The 17,363-nt window shown below is 37.8% G+C and carries 13 protein-coding genes; 10 read left to right on the top strand and 3 right to left on the bottom strand.

Features of this window, described 5'->3' with window-relative positions:
* Window positions 1-43 precede the first annotated feature (43 nt).
* Entirely contained in the window at window positions 44-2,737 is a 2,694-nt protein-coding gene (locus tag MMY79_RS10695) for a TonB-dependent receptor (RefSeq protein WP_252608332.1), read from the bottom strand.
* 780 nt (window positions 2,738-3,517) lie between these two features.
* Between MMY79_RS10695 and MMY79_RS10690 the strand changes: the two genes are divergently transcribed.
* The 7 genes from MMY79_RS10690 to MMY79_RS10660 all read left to right on the top strand — a co-directional run bounded on the left by MMY79_RS10690 (window position 3,518) and on the right by MMY79_RS10660 (window position 13,782).
* Window positions 3,518-5,296, top strand: a complete 1,779-nt coding sequence (locus MMY79_RS10690; protein WP_252608331.1) for an ABC transporter substrate-binding protein — start codon at window positions 3,518-3,520, stop codon at window positions 5,294-5,296.
* Between the two features lie 18 nt (window positions 5,297-5,314).
* Window positions 5,315-7,135, top strand: coding sequence for an ABC transporter substrate-binding protein (locus tag MMY79_RS10685; protein ID WP_252608330.1), 1,821 nt, complete (start codon window positions 5,315-5,317; stop codon window positions 7,133-7,135).
* A 20-nt stretch (window positions 7,136-7,155) separates the two neighbouring features.
* Complete coding sequence (locus MMY79_RS10680) at window positions 7,156-9,168, top strand: M3 family metallopeptidase (protein WP_252613512.1); 2,013 nt, start codon at window positions 7,156-7,158, stop codon at window positions 9,166-9,168.
* Between the two features lie 12 nt (window positions 9,169-9,180).
* Window positions 9,181-10,119: an ABC transporter permease gene (locus tag MMY79_RS10675; protein ID WP_016138279.1), complete on the top strand. Its 939-nt coding sequence runs from the start codon at window positions 9,181-9,183 to the stop codon at window positions 10,117-10,119.
* Between the two features lie 7 nt (window positions 10,120-10,126).
* Window positions 10,127-11,269, top strand: a complete 1,143-nt coding sequence (locus MMY79_RS10670; protein WP_252608329.1) for an ABC transporter permease — start codon at window positions 10,127-10,129, stop codon at window positions 11,267-11,269.
* A gap of 13 nt (window positions 11,270-11,282) precedes the next feature.
* On the top strand, window positions 11,283-13,016 hold the full coding sequence (locus MMY79_RS10665) for an ABC transporter ATP-binding protein (protein WP_252608328.1): 1,734 nt from the start codon (window positions 11,283-11,285) through the stop codon (window positions 13,014-13,016).
* Between the two features lie 106 nt (window positions 13,017-13,122).
* On the top strand, window positions 13,123-13,782 hold the full coding sequence (locus MMY79_RS10660) for an SOS response-associated peptidase family protein (RefSeq protein WP_252608327.1): 660 nt from the start codon (window positions 13,123-13,125) through the stop codon (window positions 13,780-13,782).
* Window positions 13,783-13,840: 58 nt separating this feature from the next.
* Here MMY79_RS10660 and MMY79_RS10655 read toward each other — a convergent pair whose 3' ends face one another.
* Entirely contained in the window at window positions 13,841-14,209 is a 369-nt protein-coding gene (locus tag MMY79_RS10655) for a hypothetical protein (protein ID WP_004792677.1), read from the bottom strand.
* Between the two features lie 295 nt (window positions 14,210-14,504).
* Here MMY79_RS10655 and MMY79_RS10650 point away from each other — a divergent pair, with 295 nt between their 5' ends.
* Together MMY79_RS10650 and MMY79_RS10645 are read left to right on the top strand one after the other, a co-directional pair.
* Window positions 14,505-15,362: a 3'(2'),5'-bisphosphate nucleotidase CysQ gene (locus MMY79_RS10650; RefSeq protein WP_252608326.1), complete on the top strand. Its 858-nt coding sequence runs from the start codon at window positions 14,505-14,507 to the stop codon at window positions 15,360-15,362.
* Between the two features lie 57 nt (window positions 15,363-15,419).
* Window positions 15,420-16,154: a histidine phosphatase family protein gene (locus tag MMY79_RS10645; protein ID WP_252608324.1), complete on the top strand. Its 735-nt coding sequence runs from the start codon at window positions 15,420-15,422 to the stop codon at window positions 16,152-16,154.
* Window positions 16,155-16,211: 57 nt separating this feature from the next.
* On the opposite strand, the gene rpsT is transcribed toward MMY79_RS10645, so the two are convergent.
* Entirely contained in the window at window positions 16,212-16,478 is a 267-nt protein-coding gene (gene rpsT / locus MMY79_RS10640; RefSeq protein ID WP_003651535.1) for a 30S ribosomal protein S20, read from the bottom strand.
* Between the two features lie 212 nt (window positions 16,479-16,690).
* On the opposite strand from rpsT, the gene MMY79_RS10635 reads away from it, so the two are divergent.
* Window positions 16,691-17,356, top strand: coding sequence for a nucleoside-diphosphate sugar epimerase (locus MMY79_RS10635; protein ID WP_252608322.1), 666 nt, complete (start codon window positions 16,691-16,693; stop codon window positions 17,354-17,356).
* Window positions 17,357-17,363: the final 7 nt, after the last annotated feature.

The raw sequence follows: 17,363 nt of genomic DNA, 5'->3' as shown, positions 1-17,363 counted from the left end.
TCTGCAAACTAACTGTTGAATGTTACATTTGCAGAACAACCATTTAGAACTTATATGTACCTCGGACAAAGTACGTACGCCCTAAAGGATCTGCATAACGTGGGTCATATCCCATTTGGAAGTTGTCGCCAACATTTGAAGCAGGAGGGTCTTCATCAAAAATATTTTTAATACCAGCGGTCACTTCTAGATTTTTAAAACCTTTGTATGTGCCTGAAATGTTGTATGTTGTATAGTCGCTTACTTTGTGATTTTGATAACCAGGCTTAACAGAAGACGTTGAATTTTGATCTTGATAACCGCGAGAGAAGTTTTGTTGGAGGTTTAAAGCCCAGTTTTCATAATTCCAATTTAGGTTTGCAGTATGTTTCCAGCGTAGAATAATAGCTTGGTAGTCTAGACCGCTATAAGTGCCGGCAACACTTTTCCATTCGCCATTTGGCTCGGCTTGATATTTGTAGTCTGTAATATATGTTCCATCAATATTGAAACCAAAACGACCTGTAGCAGTCATTGGAGAAACCCAACTTAAGCCCACATCGAAACCAGATGTTTTAATTCCACCTAAATTTTGTTGTGTTGTAATAATATAATCTAATGAGCCATCAGGATTACGTACAAATTTATCTGCATATTTCACAGGGTCATCAAAAATAGCAGTTTCTGAAAGTGTAGCAATTTGCTTGTCTACTTCGATATTGAAGTAATCAAGAGTGAAGGCTAAATTTTTAATTGGTTCAAATACTAAGCCAGCAGTAAAAGACTTTGACTCTTCTGGATCTAGAGTTTTATTTCCCCCATTTTGTCTATCAAATTGCATATTACAATCACGTTCTCTTACACCACCTGGTTTTAAGACATTCCCTGGGCAGAGTACGGGATCATAATAGTACCCACCGGTATTGGTTACTGAGTTTGGTCCATTAACTTCCCAAAGTGTTGGAGCTCTGAAGCCTGTACTATAAGTTGTACGGAACATTAACTGTTTGATAGGTTCCCAACGAAGTGCAAATTTAGGATTAAACGTATCACCAAAGTCGTTGTAGTCATCATAACGAGCAGCGATTTGAGCTTCTAAAGTTTTAAGAAGTGGGATATGAAATTCGGTAAATACGGATTTAATATTACGATCGCCAGTATTTACTGGTTCATCAGGATCGACGCCTGTACTAGGCGCGACTCGGGCAACATCAGTAACGACTTTTGAAGTCCAATCTTCATAACGATAGCTTGCTCCAATAGCGAACCCAACATCTCCTGCTGGTAATTTAAATATAGGTCGGCTTGCAGTGAAATCAACGGTAGTTGTATCTAGGTTAGCTTTTAAGTATTTACCTTCAACTCCTAATTCATTCCATACATTAGCATCTTCAGGGTTTTGCGGCCCGAATGGGTTTAAAATACCATTGTTTAAAGCTTCTTGTGTTTTGTCAAAATTTAAATAGCCGCTTACGACAGCATCCGAGGCACTGCTATGGGCATAGGTAACGCCTGAATTAATATCCCAACCATGAGTTTCACCTTCAATACCAGCAAATATTCTATGTGACTGGTTAATACTATTACTTACACGATTCCCCGATTGTGAACGCAGATATAGAGGGATAGGCCCCGTAGCACCAGCTAGGGCAGGAGTTATGCCATTTCCTGGATAATATTTACTGCTAGGGTCAAGCGTCAAATCAAAAAATACATCTGGCGCAACTGAAGTAGTGACTTCACTTCTTGCATATAAATATTCTGCAATTGCGTTAAAATTATCATTCAGTTTAAAAGTGGCATGTCCCATTACAGATATATCTTCTGTTTTTGGAACAATTCCAATCACAGCTTGGCTGTTATATAGACAATTTTTCCCATCCTGACTCGTCGTAACAAGAGGATTACTACCACAACCAGTGGATGCGTAAGGGTTACCTAAACCTGGGACATTAGCAGGGAATGAGCCACTACTGGCTTTTTCTATACCTAATTCAGGTAATATGCCTCCACGCCGACTGACTTTGCGGTCTTTGGCCATGACATCATCGCCTTTTCGATAGTCGACAACACCAAAAACGTTATAGCCATTTTCATCTAAATCACCGAAGCCACCAAAGATACTATAGTCTTGTTGTTCACCACCTTTTTCTTCTGGTTTTTGATAACCTGCGGTTAGATTAAGGCCCGTAAACTGCTTTTTGGTAATGAAGTTAATTACCCCGCCAATTGCATCTGTTCCATAAATGGAAGAGGCGCCATCTCTTAGAACCTCAATACGGTCTAACATTGCGAGTGGAATAATATTTAAGTTTGTGACGCCGCTATCATATGCATTTGCAGCTAACCGACGACCATTCAGTAAAACAAGTGTTTTATTGGCACCTAAGGCTCTCAGGTTTGCTGATGAACCCTCTGCTTTACTTCGGCCCACATTGCTCGCGGTAACAAAATTAGATTGGTTTGCGCTAATTTTGGCTAAGGCCTCTTCGGTTGTGGTCACCCCTTGTTTTAAAATTTCATCAACTTTTACAATAGTAATGGGTGAGGCGCTTTGAGCTGCAACTCCTTTGATTGAAGAGCCTGTTACAGCAACTTTTACAACTTTGACGGGTTTATCATCATTGCTTGACTGTTCTGTTTCTGCTGCTTGTGCCATGGTAAGACACATCATGCTTAAACTAAGGGTACTTAATTTAAGCATTGTTTTGCCAATCTTGGGGGTTACCTGAGATCGAACATTGTATTTTTTTTTCATCGTGGATTTGATCCCTTTTTGTTGTAGTTAGCGATATTGCTGGAAAGTTTTTAAGCAAAGCAAGTGCCAACTATATATTTTTCTTTTTTATTTTATGCAAAATATTGATATATATTGATTTTATTATGTTTGTGGTGAGGATTTAGTGTTTTATCTTCACCTAAAAATTTTTCCATTTGGTAAGTTTTTTTGTGGTGGCTAAAAGTTCCAAAAATATTTGTATAAAAAATAATCATTATTGGATTTTTCATGTTTTTAGATTTGACTTTTGTATCTTTTTAGAACTATTTAAAATGTAATTATATAATGTAACATTTCTTCTTTGTCACATATATTTAATATAAATCAAATTATTACATTCTTGTTTTTTTATTTGTGATATAAATTTTTTCTGAACTAGAATGAAACATTTATGACTTTTAATTGTGCAATATGAGCTGATGATGGATAAGCTATATAAATATAATATTTGGCAAAAACTTACTTTTATTTATATAGTTCCACAAGTTTTAAGTGCCTAATTAAAATGTAAATTTTAAATATTTTTATAGGGATTATTCTTGATCATAAAATATGGCATGAAATTCGCTTTATATTAGATAGTTACAGCTTTCTAATTTTATTATGATATTTTCCATTCGATCAAATAAAAGATTGAATAAAAAGGCTAATAATTTACAAAGAAGAAAGTAGTCTGTTGAGAAAGAACTTTTCTTATGCGGATTTAGATGTTACTCAAAAGGATAATATCTTTAAAATATTAATTAAGTAGGTAGGAACTTGAAATTAAAAATTTTTAAGCTCGCCATTTTAAGTCTGGCTATTACATCAGTTTCTTGTGCTTTCGCCCAAACGCCTGCACAACCAAACAAAATATTACATGTTGCTTATGAGGCACCCGATGATGGTTTTGACATGGTTAAAACCACCAATTTTTATAGTGGCAGCATTGCAGAAGCTATTTTCGAACCTTTACTTAAATATGATTATCTGGCACGTCCCGTACAGTTAGTGCCTTATACGGCTGAAAGCCTACCTAAGGTTGGACAAGACGGTAAAGTTTATACATTTAAACTTAAGCCTGGTATTTATTTCACTAATGACCTTGCTTTTAAAGGTAAACGCCGTGAACTTGTGGCAGAAGATTATGTTTATGCAATTAAGCGGATTTTAGATCCTAAAAACCGAGCACCTTCTGTTTCTTTTATTGATGGTAAATTATTAGGTGCTGATGCGGTTGTAGCGAAAGCAAAAAAAACTGGAAAATTTGATTACGCTGCACCTATTGCAGGAGTCAAAACACTTGACCGATATACATTACAATTCACATTAACTCGGCAAGACTTTAATTTTCCTTATATTCTTGCCTATATTACATTTGGTGGCGTTGCTAAAGAGGTTGTTGATTATTACGGTGACCGTATTGGCATGCATCCGGTCGGCACTGGACCTTACATGTTAAGTAAATATTTACCACGAAGTAAGGTCGAACTGGTTGCCAATCCTGATTATCGAGGCTTTGTCTGGAATTTTAAGTCAACAGGAACACCGTGGGATAACCAGCTTGTTAGAGAAATGAGCGGTAAGAAAATGCCACAAATTGGCAAGGTTGTGGTCAGCATTATTGAAGAGGATCAGTCACGATGGTTAGCTTTTCAATCTGGCCAACTGGACTTTGACAAACTAACTGCGAATGCAGTTCCTCAAGCTTTAGATGGAAATCAACTTAAGGATTCCTTTCAAAAAAGAGGAATTAAGCATTTCCCTAATAAAGATCCCGAAATTACTTATACGATGATGAATATGCGTGATCCAGTGATCGGTGGTTTTAGTCCAGAAAAGATCGCTCTTCGTAGAGCAATTACGTTGGCATATGATCAAAAAGAAAGTATAAGACAGGCCTATAAAGGTCAAGCTGTTAGGTCTGAAATGTTTATACCTGAAGGTGTAAATGGCTATAACCCGAAGTACAGAAGTAGCGTAGGATACAATCCGCTATTGGCAAATAAACTACTTGATTATTATGGTTATAAAAAGGGGGGAGATGGCTACAGAAACTTGCCAAACGGAAACCCTTTGGTTTTAAAAATTAATACAGAAAATAGCTCAGCTTCGGTTATTCATTCAGAACTCTGGAAAAAAAATCTGGATGCAATTGGTATTCGTGTTGATTTTAAAGTAAGTAATTTTGCAGATAACTTAAAAGCTGCAACGCAATGTAAATATATGATCTGGAGCGGCGCATGGATTGCGGATTATCCTGAAGGAGATAATTTTGCTCAATTACTTTATGGCCCAAATGCGGGACAGGGGAACCATGCTTGTTATCAGTCTAAAACATATGATGCTCTTTATAGTCAGGCCATTCATTTACCACCAGAACAACGTTTACCATATTATGAAAAGCTTAATCGCCAGATTGAAGCTGATAATCCATGGATTATTCATATAACACGAATTCGTAACTGGTTGATACAACCACAAGTTCAGGGTTTTAAACCCCACCCAATGATGAATACAAACTGGCAATATCTTGATATTACCCCTGTTAAAAAATAATTTTAGATAAAGATAAATATGACTGAAAATTTAATAAAACAGCTCAAGCATTGTAGTGTCGGTTTGTTATTTGCCAGTATGGCATTAACTGGATCTACGACTATATTTGCAAAAAGTCCAGCCGATCCGAATAAAGTTTTACGTTATGTATTCCCGACAGCTGAAACTGGCTTCGACCCAGCTTATATCCATGATTTATATTCGGCTCATGTAACCACTTCGATATTTGAAACTTTGTATACCTATGACTATTTAGCAAGGCCTGCAAAACTCATTCCGCAGATAGCAACAGCCCTACCAGAAGTTAGTAAGGATGGCCTGACTTATACCATTCATATAAAAAAGGGTATTTACTTTACGCCAGATCCAGTCTTTAAAGGGAAGCCGAGAGAATTAACAGCCAACGATTATGCGTACTCTTTTAAGCGGTTATTGGACCCGAATTTACGTTCTCCAAATAGCTGGTTGTTAGAGAACAAAATTGAAGGTATGGATACATTAATAAAAGCAGCTAATAAAACCGGAAAATTTAACTATGACCAAAACGTAAGTGGTTTACAAACACCAGATAGATATACCTTAGTTATTCGTTTAGTTCAGCCTGACTATAACTTTCCTTTGTTACTTGCGCATGACCCGACAGGAGCTGTGGCGCGTGAAGTCATCGAAAAATATAAAGATAAAGCAGGTTATGTAATGGGCCATCCTGTGGGAACAGGGCCTTATGTACTGAGTAAGTGGGTACCTGCTTCACGCATTGTTTTAAAAGCGAATCCTGATTTTCGTGGTTTTACTTGGAATTTTACTGCCAGTAGCCCTGAAGATCAGGCAATCGTAAAACGCCTTAAAGGTAAAAAAATGCCGCAAATAGGCACTATTGATATTCAGGTTATGGAAGAAAACCAATCGCGATGGCTGGCATTTCAGCGAGGTGAAATTGATATATTTCAGCTAGAAGGGCAATTGGTTGCGAAGGCGATTAAAGACGGTAAATTAAGACCTGAGCTTGCCAAAGAAGGTGTGCAACTATCACGTATTGTTGACCCTGAAATTAGCTATATTTATTGGAATCTTAAAAACCCAGTTGTTGGTGGAATGAGTAAAGAAAAAATTGCATTACGCCGTGCAATTGCAATGTCTCGCTCATTAGATCAAGAAATTAAATTAGTCAGAAATGATGATGCTCAGCGTTTACATTTTCCAGTTCCACCTGGAGTAGTGGGATATGAACCTCAGTATAGAACGAGTACTCCATATTCGGTGAAAGCAGCTAATTTACTATTAGATCGATATCACTATAAAAAAGATGCCTCAGGTTGGCGTACGCAACCAGACGGAAAACCTCTCGTTATTGAGTATATGGCGCGCAGTGACAGTATCGGGCAGCAAAGTGCTGAACTTTGGAAAAAGAACTTTGATAGTTTAAATATTCGCATGGTCTTTAAACCAATGCTTTTTGCAGACCTCATTCGAGCGCAAAAACAGTGTGAAGGTATGTTCGGGGCTTCAGCATGGATAGCAGATTATCCAGATGGTGATAATTTCATGCAGAATTTTTATGGTCCAAATACACATATGACGAACTGGTCTTGTGGTTCGATTCCAGAGTTTGACCAGTTGTATCGTCAGACGCAAAAAATGCAAGCAGGTTCTGAAAGAGATGCACTTTATCGAAAAATGACACGCTTGCTAGAAGTTTATATGCCTGTACAAATGTCTTATGCACGCTACCGAAATATGTTGGCCCAACCACAAATCATTGGATATAAGAAGCATCCAATTTTACATGCTGAGTGGATGTACATTGATATTGATACACATACTAAATCTAATCATTAAATGAAGAGTTTGGAGACATGATGAAAAATAAAACACTAAAAATGACTACTTTATGTATGTTGGCAATAGGTATAAATCAGACCGTTTCAGCAGAAACAACACGTCCAACTTTGCCATTACTTAAAGCACAACAACTTCCAGCATGGTGTGATGCTAATTTAAAAAAGATTCAGCAACAGATTACAATTTTTGAAAAAATACCTGTTAAGGATAATGCAGCAGCGGCTCCTATATTGGCAAAATGGGATAAAATTTTTGCACATTTTGAGGATTTTTCAGGTCCGATAAGTCTATATAGTAATGTAGACCCAGATGCAAAGTTACGTAAGGCAGCAGAAGACTGTGAAATCAAAATTAATCAGTTTCACACTGATATATTTCAGAACCCGAAGCTATATAACCTAATTAAAAATACACAAGCAACAGACCCAATTGACCAAAAATACCGCCAAGATATTCTAGATCAGTTTGAAGACACAGGCGTGCAACTTGAACCGGTAAAACGTGCACGAATGAAGGCTATTCTGGATGAGCTGACTAAACTTGAGCAAGAATATGCGCGTAATGTCCGCGATAATCCCGAGAAACTTGAGTTTACTCCTGAAGAGATGAAGGGCCTGCCTCAAAGTTATATTTCAGCATTAAAGAAAAATGCTAAAGGCAACTATGTATTAGGTTTTGAATATCCTGAATATCGTCCTTTTATGGAGTTGGCAGATAATGATGATGCCCGAAAAAGATATCAAATTGCCTTTACTCGACGTGGTACTGAGCAAAATTTAAAACTACTCAAACAAGCAATTGATTTGCGTTATGAACTTGCGCAGTTATTTGGAAAACCAAGTTATGCAGATTGGGTTTTAAAAGATCGTATGGCTAAAACGCCTGAGGCTGTAAATCAATTTTTAGCAGAAGTACAAAAAACAGTAGCGCCTCTTGAACGTAAAGAAGTAGAAGAACTGCGTGCATTTAAAGCACAAACACTAAAAACACCATTAGAAAAAACCGAGATCACGCGTTGGAGTGAAGCTTACTGGAGCGAAAAACTTCGTAAGAATAGATATCAAATTGATCAGGAAAAACTTCGTGATTATTTCCCAACTTTAGCTGCTCAAAAGTGGTTGTTTGCTATTTCATCTGACCTTTACGGGATTGATTTTAAACCTGTCAAAGTTAAAGCATGGCAGGATGAAGTTGAATATTACGATGTAGTTGATAAGAAGACAGGAAAACTTTTGGGTGGCTTATATATGGATAAATTCCCTCGTGAAGGGAAATATGGCCATGCTGCCGTTTGGGGAGTATACGGTGGAAGTACGTTAACCAACCGCTTACCTATTTCAGCATTGGTCACTAACTTTAACCGGAAAGGGTTAAATAGCGATGAGCTAGAAACTTTTGTTCATGAATTTGGTCATGCTTTACATGGCATTTTATCAAATACACGTTATGCCAGTCAGTCAGGAACATCCGTAGAGCGTGATTTTGTAGAAGCACCATCTCAAATGTATGAAGAGTGGGCACGCCGTAAAGAGACTTTATCTAAAGTAGCTGATTATTGTGATCCAGCATGTCCACGTGTTGATGACGAACTAATTGCCCGTTTAAAAGCAGTACATAACTATGGACGTGGCTTGCGTTATGCGCGTCAAACTCTTTATGCACAGTACGATATGTCATTGCATACTGCGGATGCTTTAAAAGTAAAACCTTTAGAAAATTGGCAAAAAATGGAAGCTGCTACAGCTTTAGGTTATGTACCAACAACAGAGTTTCCTGGGCAGTTTGGACATTTGATGGGCGGTTATCAAGCAGGTTATTACGGTTATATGTGGTCTGAGGTTTTAGCTTTAGACATGCTTTCGGCTTATGGTAACAACCTTAATAACCCACAAGTTGGGCAGCGTTACCGTCAAACGATTTTATCGCAAGGTAGCCAAAAACCAGCTGCTCAATTGGTTAAAGATTTTCTTGGCCGTGAACCTGATAACAAAGCGTTCTTTAATGAGATTACCGGACAACGGGTTAAATAAGGAATTATCACTATGCTGGCATATGTTATTCGGCGTTTATGGCAGATGATTCCAACCATGTTGGGGGTAGTCTTACTTATTTTTATTCTTTTTAACTGGGTTGGTGGCGATCCTGCTTATATTTTAGCGGGCAAGATGTCTAATCCTGAGCAGATTGAAAACATTCGTAAACAGCTAGGTGTTGATCAGCCGTATTACGTGCAGCTCTGGATTTTCATTAAACAAATACTGACTTTTGACTATGGTGCAAGTTGGAGTACTGGCGAACCTGTTTCCCAAATTATTTTAACTCGATTAGGGCCATCGCTCACGCTTTTAATTCCACTCACTATTTTACAGACCGTTATTTCAATTATTTTGGCCTTAGCTGTTGCAGCGGTACGTGGTTCTTTAACTGATCGTATGGTCATGATGTTATGTACTATTGCGATGTCGATCAGTATTTTAGTTTACATCATTGTCTTTCAATATGTTCTGGCTTATCAGCTAAGTTGGTTTCCTGTACAAGGTTGGAGTGACACTTTTTCCGAGAATTTATTTAAATTTGCCTTACTCCCGATTTTAATCATGCTGGTGGTGAGTATTGCACCGACTTTACGTTTATATCGTAGTTTTGTGCTTGATGAAATTAATCAGGACTATGTTCGAACAGCACGTGCTAAAGGTGTAGGTGAAAGCCGGATTTTAGGTGTACATGTACTGCGGAACGCTTCAATTCCTATTATTACCGATGTGATGTCAACCTTACCTGCATTACTCATCGGCGCATTTTTAATTGAACGCTTTTTTGGTATTCCCGGGATTGGTCGAGAGGTGATTATTGCAGTTGAGCGGAGTGATTTTCCTGTTATTAAGGCAATTACAGTTTATATCGCAGCTGCAACCATGATTTTTAACCTTATTGCCGATTTGGTCTACAAAGTGGTTGATCCACGTGTACAGTTGAAGTAGGTGGGCTATGCTGAGCGTTTTATCAAAAAGAAAACAACAAACAAAAGCCGAAGCTCATTCATCTGGCCTGTGGAAACTTGCCATGCGTCGTCTTCGAGCCGACAAGATTGCGATGTCATCGCTAGTGATTGTATTGCTTTATTTTATTATCTTGGCTTTATCAATGATGGGCATGATTGCATCTGACTGGAATAAAGAGGTTGCAGTAAGTTATGCACCGCCCACATTTATAGGCGCAGATAAGACAACAGGTGCAGGGCAAAATGCAGCAGCGATTGAAGAAGAGTTACCGATAAATCCAGTTGATCCTTTAAAAGATGTAATTCATCAACTCAAGGCTGAAATTAAACAAGAAAAGAGTGCTGGGAGTGCAATTGATTATTATGGTGTAGTTGACCCTTTAGCTGATGATATGAAGGCCATTGATCAGCAACTTGGAGGGCATTTACTTGATCAGCAAAGTGAACTCAAAAGCACACTTATATTTGGAGCTGACAAATGGGGACAAGATGTCCTTAAAAAGACCATTAAAGGTGCTGAAACTTCAATTATTGTTGGGGTGATATCTGCTTTACTGGCGGTAGGCATCGGTACACTTTTAGGTGCAATTTCAGGATATTTTGGCGGTTGGGTTGATGATATTCTCAACTGGTTTTATAACATTTTTACCTCAATTCCATATTTATTATTAGTGCTTGCCATTGCTGCCGTACTTCAACAAAAAGGCATTTTATCCATTGTTCTGATTTTAGGTTTAACGGGCTGGACGGGGGTTTATCGTTTAATTCGTGCCGAATATATGAAACATACCGCACGTGAATATGTTCTTGCTGCCAAGGCAATTGGTGTTGGACATTTCCGCCGTATGTTCATTCATATTTTCCCTAATGTCAGCCATATCGCTTTAGTTCAAATGTCAATTCTGGTGGTTTCTTTTATTAAATCTGAAGTCATTTTGAGTTTCTTGGGTTTTGGTGTGCCAGTAGGCGTAGTGTCTTGGGGGAGCATGTTGAATGAAGCACAAAGTGAACTTCTTTTAGGTAAGTGGTGGCAGCTTGTCGCAGCTTCTATCGCAATGGCTGTTTTGGTTACGGCATTTTCAATGTTTACTGATGCACTCCGTGATGCATTAGATCCAAAACTAAAATAAGAGGAAGATCCAAATGTTAGAACAAGAAAATAAGAATGCACCGTTGTTGCACGTTAAAAATTTACGAGTAAGTTTTAAAGGTGAAGATAAGCAATATATTGAAACCGTAAAAGGAATTAGCTTTGACATTCCAGAAAATACAACTGTTGCTTTAGTCGGTGAGTCGGGTAGCGGTAAATCAGTTACTTCTTTGGCAACTATGGGGTTACTGCCTGTAGGTCAGAGTAAAATTGATGAGCAAAGTAAAATTATATTTGAAGGCAAAGATTTACTGAGCTTATCTCGTACAGAGATGCGTAAAATTTGTGGCAAAGATATTGCAATGATTTTTCAGGAGCCGATGTCATCATTAAATCCTGTTTTTACGGTTGGCAACCAAATTGCAGAAGTGTTGTGTTTGCATATGGGGTTGAGCCGTAAACAGGCTCGACAACGCGTTTTAGAGTTGCTTAAAGAGGTAGGTATTCCTTCACCTGAAACTAAAATTGATGCCTATCCAAATCAGCTTTCGGGCGGTCAACAGCAACGTGTCATGATTGCTATGGCAATTGCATGTGAACCTAAACTGCTGATTGCCGATGAGCCAACCACTGCGCTTGATGTCACGATTCAAAAGCAAATTATTGATTTACTTGAGTCATTACGTAAACGCCGTCAAATGTCGATGCTTTTTATTACCCACGATTTAGCGTTGGTCGGTGAAATTGCAGATAAAGTCATTGTAATGCGTCATGGCGAGATTAGAGAGCAAGGCGCTGCTGAACAGGTTCTTGAGCAGCCTAAAGATGTATATACGAGAGCTTTGCTCTATTGCCGCCCGCAAATGTCACAACGACCTTATCGTTTACCAGTGACGAGCGATTTTATGCGTCAAGAAGACAACATCTTGGTCGAACAAAATTTTGATGCTTCAGAAATTCCCGAGCGCAAACGTGGTTTAAATGGTGATGAGCAAATTATTTTAGAAGTAAAAGATCTGAAAAAAAGCTTTTATAGCCGTAAAGGCCTATTTGGCAAAGAAGAGTTTCAGGCAGTTAAAGGGGTTTCTTTTAAACTCGCTAAAGGAAAAACCTTAGGTTTAGTCGGAGAATCTGGTTCAGGTAAAACAACTGTTGGGCTATTACTCATGCGCTTACATCAGGCATCTGGCGGGCAGGCTTTCATTGAAGGTAAAGATATTCTCTCATTAACTGAAAAAGAGTTTGCTAAATATCAACGGAAAATCCAGATTATTTTTCAAAATCCGTATGCCTCTCTTAATCCACGCTTTACGGTTGGACAGATTTTATTAGAGCCTATGCAAATCCATAACATCGGTAAAGATGATACTGAACGTAAACAAATTGCGCTTAGTTTACTTGAGCGAGTCAATTTACCCGAACAAGCTTACTATCGTTATCCACATGAATTTTCGGGTGGACAGCGTCAACGTATTGCGATTGCACGTTGTTTAACGCTAAAGCCTGAAATTTTGATTTGTGATGAATCTGTTTCTGCACTCGATGTTTCAGTCCAAGCGCAGGTACTTAACTTATTACAAGATTTACAAGATGAATTTGGGCTCAGTTATATCTTTATTTCACATGACTTATCTGTTGTGAAGTATATCTCTGATCAAGTTATGGTCATGAATCATGGTAAAGTTGTGGAAATTGCCAATTCGGATGAGCTTTATGCGCATCCTCAACATGATTACACTAAACGTCTATTACAAGCCATTCCTCAAGGGATTCAACACATTTCATAAGCGTAAAGTTGTGACGTTAAAGGCACTTTTAAGTGCCTTTTTATTTGGTTTATAGACTAAATGCTTATAAAATAAGAGAGTTAAAATACTGTAGTTTATTCTTGCTATGTGCGCTAACTTTAAACCTTTAACTCTTGCCCAGTTGCAGCAACTTCAGTTGCCTGTGGTTGGCTTTAGCTATGCCGAAGAGGTTTATCCTGCGGGAACAATGCCATTATTATTCAAATCACCACAAGGTCTTGAATGGCGTGAAGTCATGTTTGGCTTGGTTCCCAAATGGGCCGAAGATACCAACATAGCCAAACATACTTACAATGCCCGTCATGAAACGATTTTCCAAAAACCGAGTTTTCAGGAAGCTGCGCTTAAATGTAAATTCGGTGTGATTGCAGTCACTGAGTTTTATGAAAGTAAATATATAAATGATAAGCCTGAGCGGTGGGGTGTACGCCGCAAAGATGGGCAAGCTTTTTTTATTGCAGCGATCTATGAAATTTGCAAAATCAATGAGACCGTTATTCGTTCTGCAAGTATGTTGACCATGGATGCCATCGATCATCCCATGATGAAAGACTTTCACGAACCAGGTGATGTCAAAAGATCAGTTATTGTGATTCCACATGACCGACTAGAAGAGTGGTTGAGTTTAGAATCGCCTGATATTTCCAGCTTTATTGAAGGTTTTCCAGTGGAAGAGTTTGAATGCTCTCATGTGCCTAAAGAAAAAGTTATAAAACCGACACCACAGTTAAGCATGTTTGACTAATCTATCTAAAATAAGATGAGGTTATTGATATCAACTCTGAATCAATAACCTATATTGTTTATTCAATATTTTTACTTAATGTTTGCACCTCAGAATCTTGAGCTAGATAGCTCAACTCAATGGGTGAAATAACAAAAGTTGTATTGTCTGATGTCTGTTTAAATACAAAGCCATATTCAAAAGACTGGCTACTTTTGTTTGGTAACCAGAATAGATAAGGACATCCTGTATAACTACCATCCCAACCCATTTCTCTTGCTAAAGCTAAAGCTGTATCTGATTTTGCAATAATTTCTTTAAGAGATTCTTTATCTCTTGTTGAAACATCACCATCATCATCTGCAAATGTTTGTAGGAACTCATTTAAGGGCGTAAGTTCTTCCCAGTTACGTTCTATTGTCGAGAAATGATATCCATATAGCATCATGTGCACTTTCTTCCATCTTGTTATTGTGTGATTGAACATAGCAAGAAATACATGAAAAGGAAATGGATGAATCTGATTTAAGTTGTTTATTTTTCATAACTTATAGATTGTTTTTTGTACATAATAATGGTTTTTTAACATCATCAGTTTTCATATTAACTATATAGTGTGCACACAAAGCATCGTTCATCTAATCATTAAGATAAATTACTTTTTTAGTAAATCAAACTGTTGGCGAATATTGAATTGTTCATAATTCACCTATAATAGAAATGAAACTATGTAGAGCATATTTATGTTTATAACAACTACACGCCCACAAGATACTTTGATTAATCAGCTTCTTCCCGTTTTGGAACAAGCGAGCCAGATTCTATTACAAGAATATCAAAATTATTCTGCGGGTTATGAGTTTACTATTCATGAAAAACAAGACGATTCACCTGTAACTCAAGCAGATTTAAAAGTGAATCTTTTCTTATTAAAGCACTTGGCAGAAATTACCCCAGACTTGCCTGTTTTGTCTGAAGAAAGTGATTATAGTGCTCGCCATGACTGGTCTACGTGTTGGATGTTAGATCCTCTGGATGGAACTAAAGAGTTTATTCATGAGCGTGATGAGTTCACGATAAACCTAAGTCTGATTAAGGGTAAAGAAACAGTTTTCTCAGTTATTGCCGTGCCATGTGAACAAGTGGTGTATTTAGGATATCTGCAAGATTTACCTTTTAAATATAGCTTTAGCCAACAACAATGGTATCAATATCAGGTTAGTTCGATAGTATCAAATGCACCTATACAAATAGGACTTAGTCACGGCAGTAAAAATCCGAAATATCAAAAATTTATTCAACCTATCGAAAAAGAACATAATATTATTCGAAGAGAAGCTGGGAGTGCTTATAAATTTTGCATGATGTTGGAAGGTGAAATAGATATTTACCCGCGATTCCACCCAACTTCTGAATGGGACACAAGTTCTGGTCAAGGTTTACTAGAAAGTATAGGTGGGGGTTTACTTACTCTTGATGGAAAACCTTTTGAATATAACCAAAGAAGCACGGTTTTAAATAAGGGCTTTATCGCATTTCGTGATCAGGAAAGCAAAAAAATAGCATTTGAAGCATTGGCCCAATCGGGTGTTATAGATTGAGAGTTATGCCAGACATGTTATAGTGGCAAAGTATTGAAAAAAGATGACAAGATAACAATGGCACTCGATTTATTGCCTAAAAGTATGTTTGAAGCAATTGATTTATTGCCCGATGCTTCAACTCCCGTGACCTTATTTACGCGCCATTCTCTAAGAGAACTTGTGGATGGACAAGGACTAGCTGGATATGATCTGCAACTTACTCCTCAAGGACGTGAGCTTGCACAGGCATGGGGTAACTATTTAATTAGAAATACAGATCGTGTTATTCAGCATTGTATTTCAAGCCCAATACAACGTTGTGTCGATACGGCTGCGCTCATGATTGAAGGGGCTGATGATGTAAGTCCTGAATTTAATACGCATACGATTGAAATTATTGAACAAGGACTACTGGTTGAGCCGGGTAGCTTTGTACTAGATATACAACAAGCTGCTCCTTATTTTAAAAAACAAGGCGCTTTGGGGTTTATTAATAGTTTTGTAAATAATGCATTACCCGGCATGAAACATCCTATTACTGGTGTTTTAGACGTGCTAGAGCTTATTTATCATACGCATCCTAAAACTCAAGGCGGACTGAGTTTAGCTGTCAGTCATGACACTATTATTGCTGCAATTGTTGCTGTAATTTCTGGTGAAAATAAAATTAAGAAAGAAGATTGGCCTGAAATGATGGAAGGCCTATTTGTATGGTTTGAAGGCGAAGAATTTCCAAATTGCAAATTAAAATGGATTTGGAGAGGTAAGACCTATGAGTTGAATGTAGCTAAATTCCGAAAAACGCTATAAGCTCAAAAAAGATAGATAATAAAAAAAGCCCAATAGGGCTTTTTTTACATGCTTTAATTAGTTAGCTAACGCTTTAACTTGAGCATTTAAACGGCTCTTATGACGAGCAGCTTTATTTTTGTGGATGATGCCTTTATCAGCCATACGGTCGATTACAGGAACAGCTTTTTGGTAAGCTTCTGTAGCAACAGCATGATCACCACCAGCAATTGCACTTAAAGTACGTTTGATGTATGTACGAACCATAGAACGCAAGCTTGCGTTGTGTTTACGTGCAGTAACGTTTTGACGCGCACGTTTTTTAGCTTGAGCAGAGTTTGCCACTCTTGCACTCCTTGAAAATAAGTTGGTCTGGGCGGGCTGTGGTCAATCCAGTAAACTGGTGCAACCATCACCAGCCCGTAAACAAGTGCCATATTGTGATGAATAGACACCGTGAAGTCAAGCCTTGAGAACGTTTTAAGCTGTTTTAGGGGGTGTTAAAACGGTAAGAAAAGGTTAAATTTAAAACAAAGTTAAATAGGGATGGATAAAAAATGACAGCAAGTAAGAAAAAAGCGATTGTGCTTGGTGCAACAGGGTTGGTTGGATTAGCGCTAGTAGAAAAGCTCCAGCAGGCTCTAGAATTTGAAGCCATTACCGTAGTCGTTAGAAAAGAATCTCAAGTATTTAATACATATGACAAAGTTAATCAGCTCATCATAGAAGATTTCTTAATGTTGAATGATGAAGATGTGAACGGTCATACCCATGCATTCAGCTGTCTGGGAACAACATTAAAAAATGCAGGCTCAAAACAGGCATTTTACGCTGTGGATTATGAAATCAATGCTCATTTAGCAGATTTGGTACAAGATAAACATATTCATCTATTGTTAGTGAGCGCACTTGGTGCAAATGCCAGTTCACCAATTTTCTATAATAAAGTGAAAGGACAACTAGAAGATTATATTGAGAGTCTAGAGCTCGAAAAATTATCTATTTTTAGACCATCTTTACTTATTGGTAAACGTAGTGACGTACGATTTATGGAAGACTTAGGGCAAAGTTTATTTAAATTTATTGAGAATAAATTACAGAAACCATTCAAATATAAGCCTGTAACTGCGGAGCAATTGGCTCATACGATGGTCGTAGCGGCGCTAACGCAAATTGAAGCTTTTAAACGATATGATAATCTGAGCATACAGAAAACTCGATAAGGGAGAA

The organism is Acinetobacter sp. XS-4, from assembly GCF_023920705.1.
In the GTDB taxonomy this organism is placed as follows: Bacteria; Pseudomonadota; Gammaproteobacteria; order Pseudomonadales; family Moraxellaceae; genus Acinetobacter.
Note: the sequence above shows the minus strand (reverse complement) of the source record. Positions and strands in the feature narration are given on the sequence as shown.

Coding starts and splice junctions, on each gene's coding strand:
- MMY79_RS10680 (WP_252613512.1), top strand. CDS start 7,156: ATGAAAAATAAAACACTAAAAATGACTACTTTATGTATGTTGGCAATA.
- MMY79_RS10665 (WP_252608328.1), top strand. CDS start 11,283: ATGTTAGAACAAGAAAATAAGAATGCACCGTTGTTGCACGTTAAAAAT.
- MMY79_RS10675 (WP_016138279.1), top strand. CDS start 9,181: ATGCTGGCATATGTTATTCGGCGTTTATGGCAGATGATTCCAACCATG.
- MMY79_RS10645 (WP_252608324.1), top strand. CDS start 15,420: ATGGCACTCGATTTATTGCCTAAAAGTATGTTTGAAGCAATTGATTTA.
- MMY79_RS10660 (WP_252608327.1), top strand. CDS start 13,123: ATGTGCGCTAACTTTAAACCTTTAACTCTTGCCCAGTTGCAGCAACTT.
- MMY79_RS10635 (WP_252608322.1), top strand. CDS start 16,691: ATGACAGCAAGTAAGAAAAAAGCGATTGTGCTTGGTGCAACAGGGTTG.
- MMY79_RS10695 (WP_252608332.1), bottom strand. CDS start 2,737: ATGAAAAAAAAATACAATGTTCGATCTCAGGTAACCCCCAAGATTGGC.
- MMY79_RS10685 (WP_252608330.1), top strand. CDS start 5,315: ATGACTGAAAATTTAATAAAACAGCTCAAGCATTGTAGTGTCGGTTTG.
- MMY79_RS10650 (WP_252608326.1), top strand. CDS start 14,505: ATGTTTATAACAACTACACGCCCACAAGATACTTTGATTAATCAGCTT.
- MMY79_RS10670 (WP_252608329.1), top strand. CDS start 10,127: ATGCTGAGCGTTTTATCAAAAAGAAAACAACAAACAAAAGCCGAAGCT.
- MMY79_RS10655 (WP_004792677.1), bottom strand. CDS start 14,209: ATGATGCTATATGGATATCATTTCTCGACAATAGAACGTAACTGGGAA.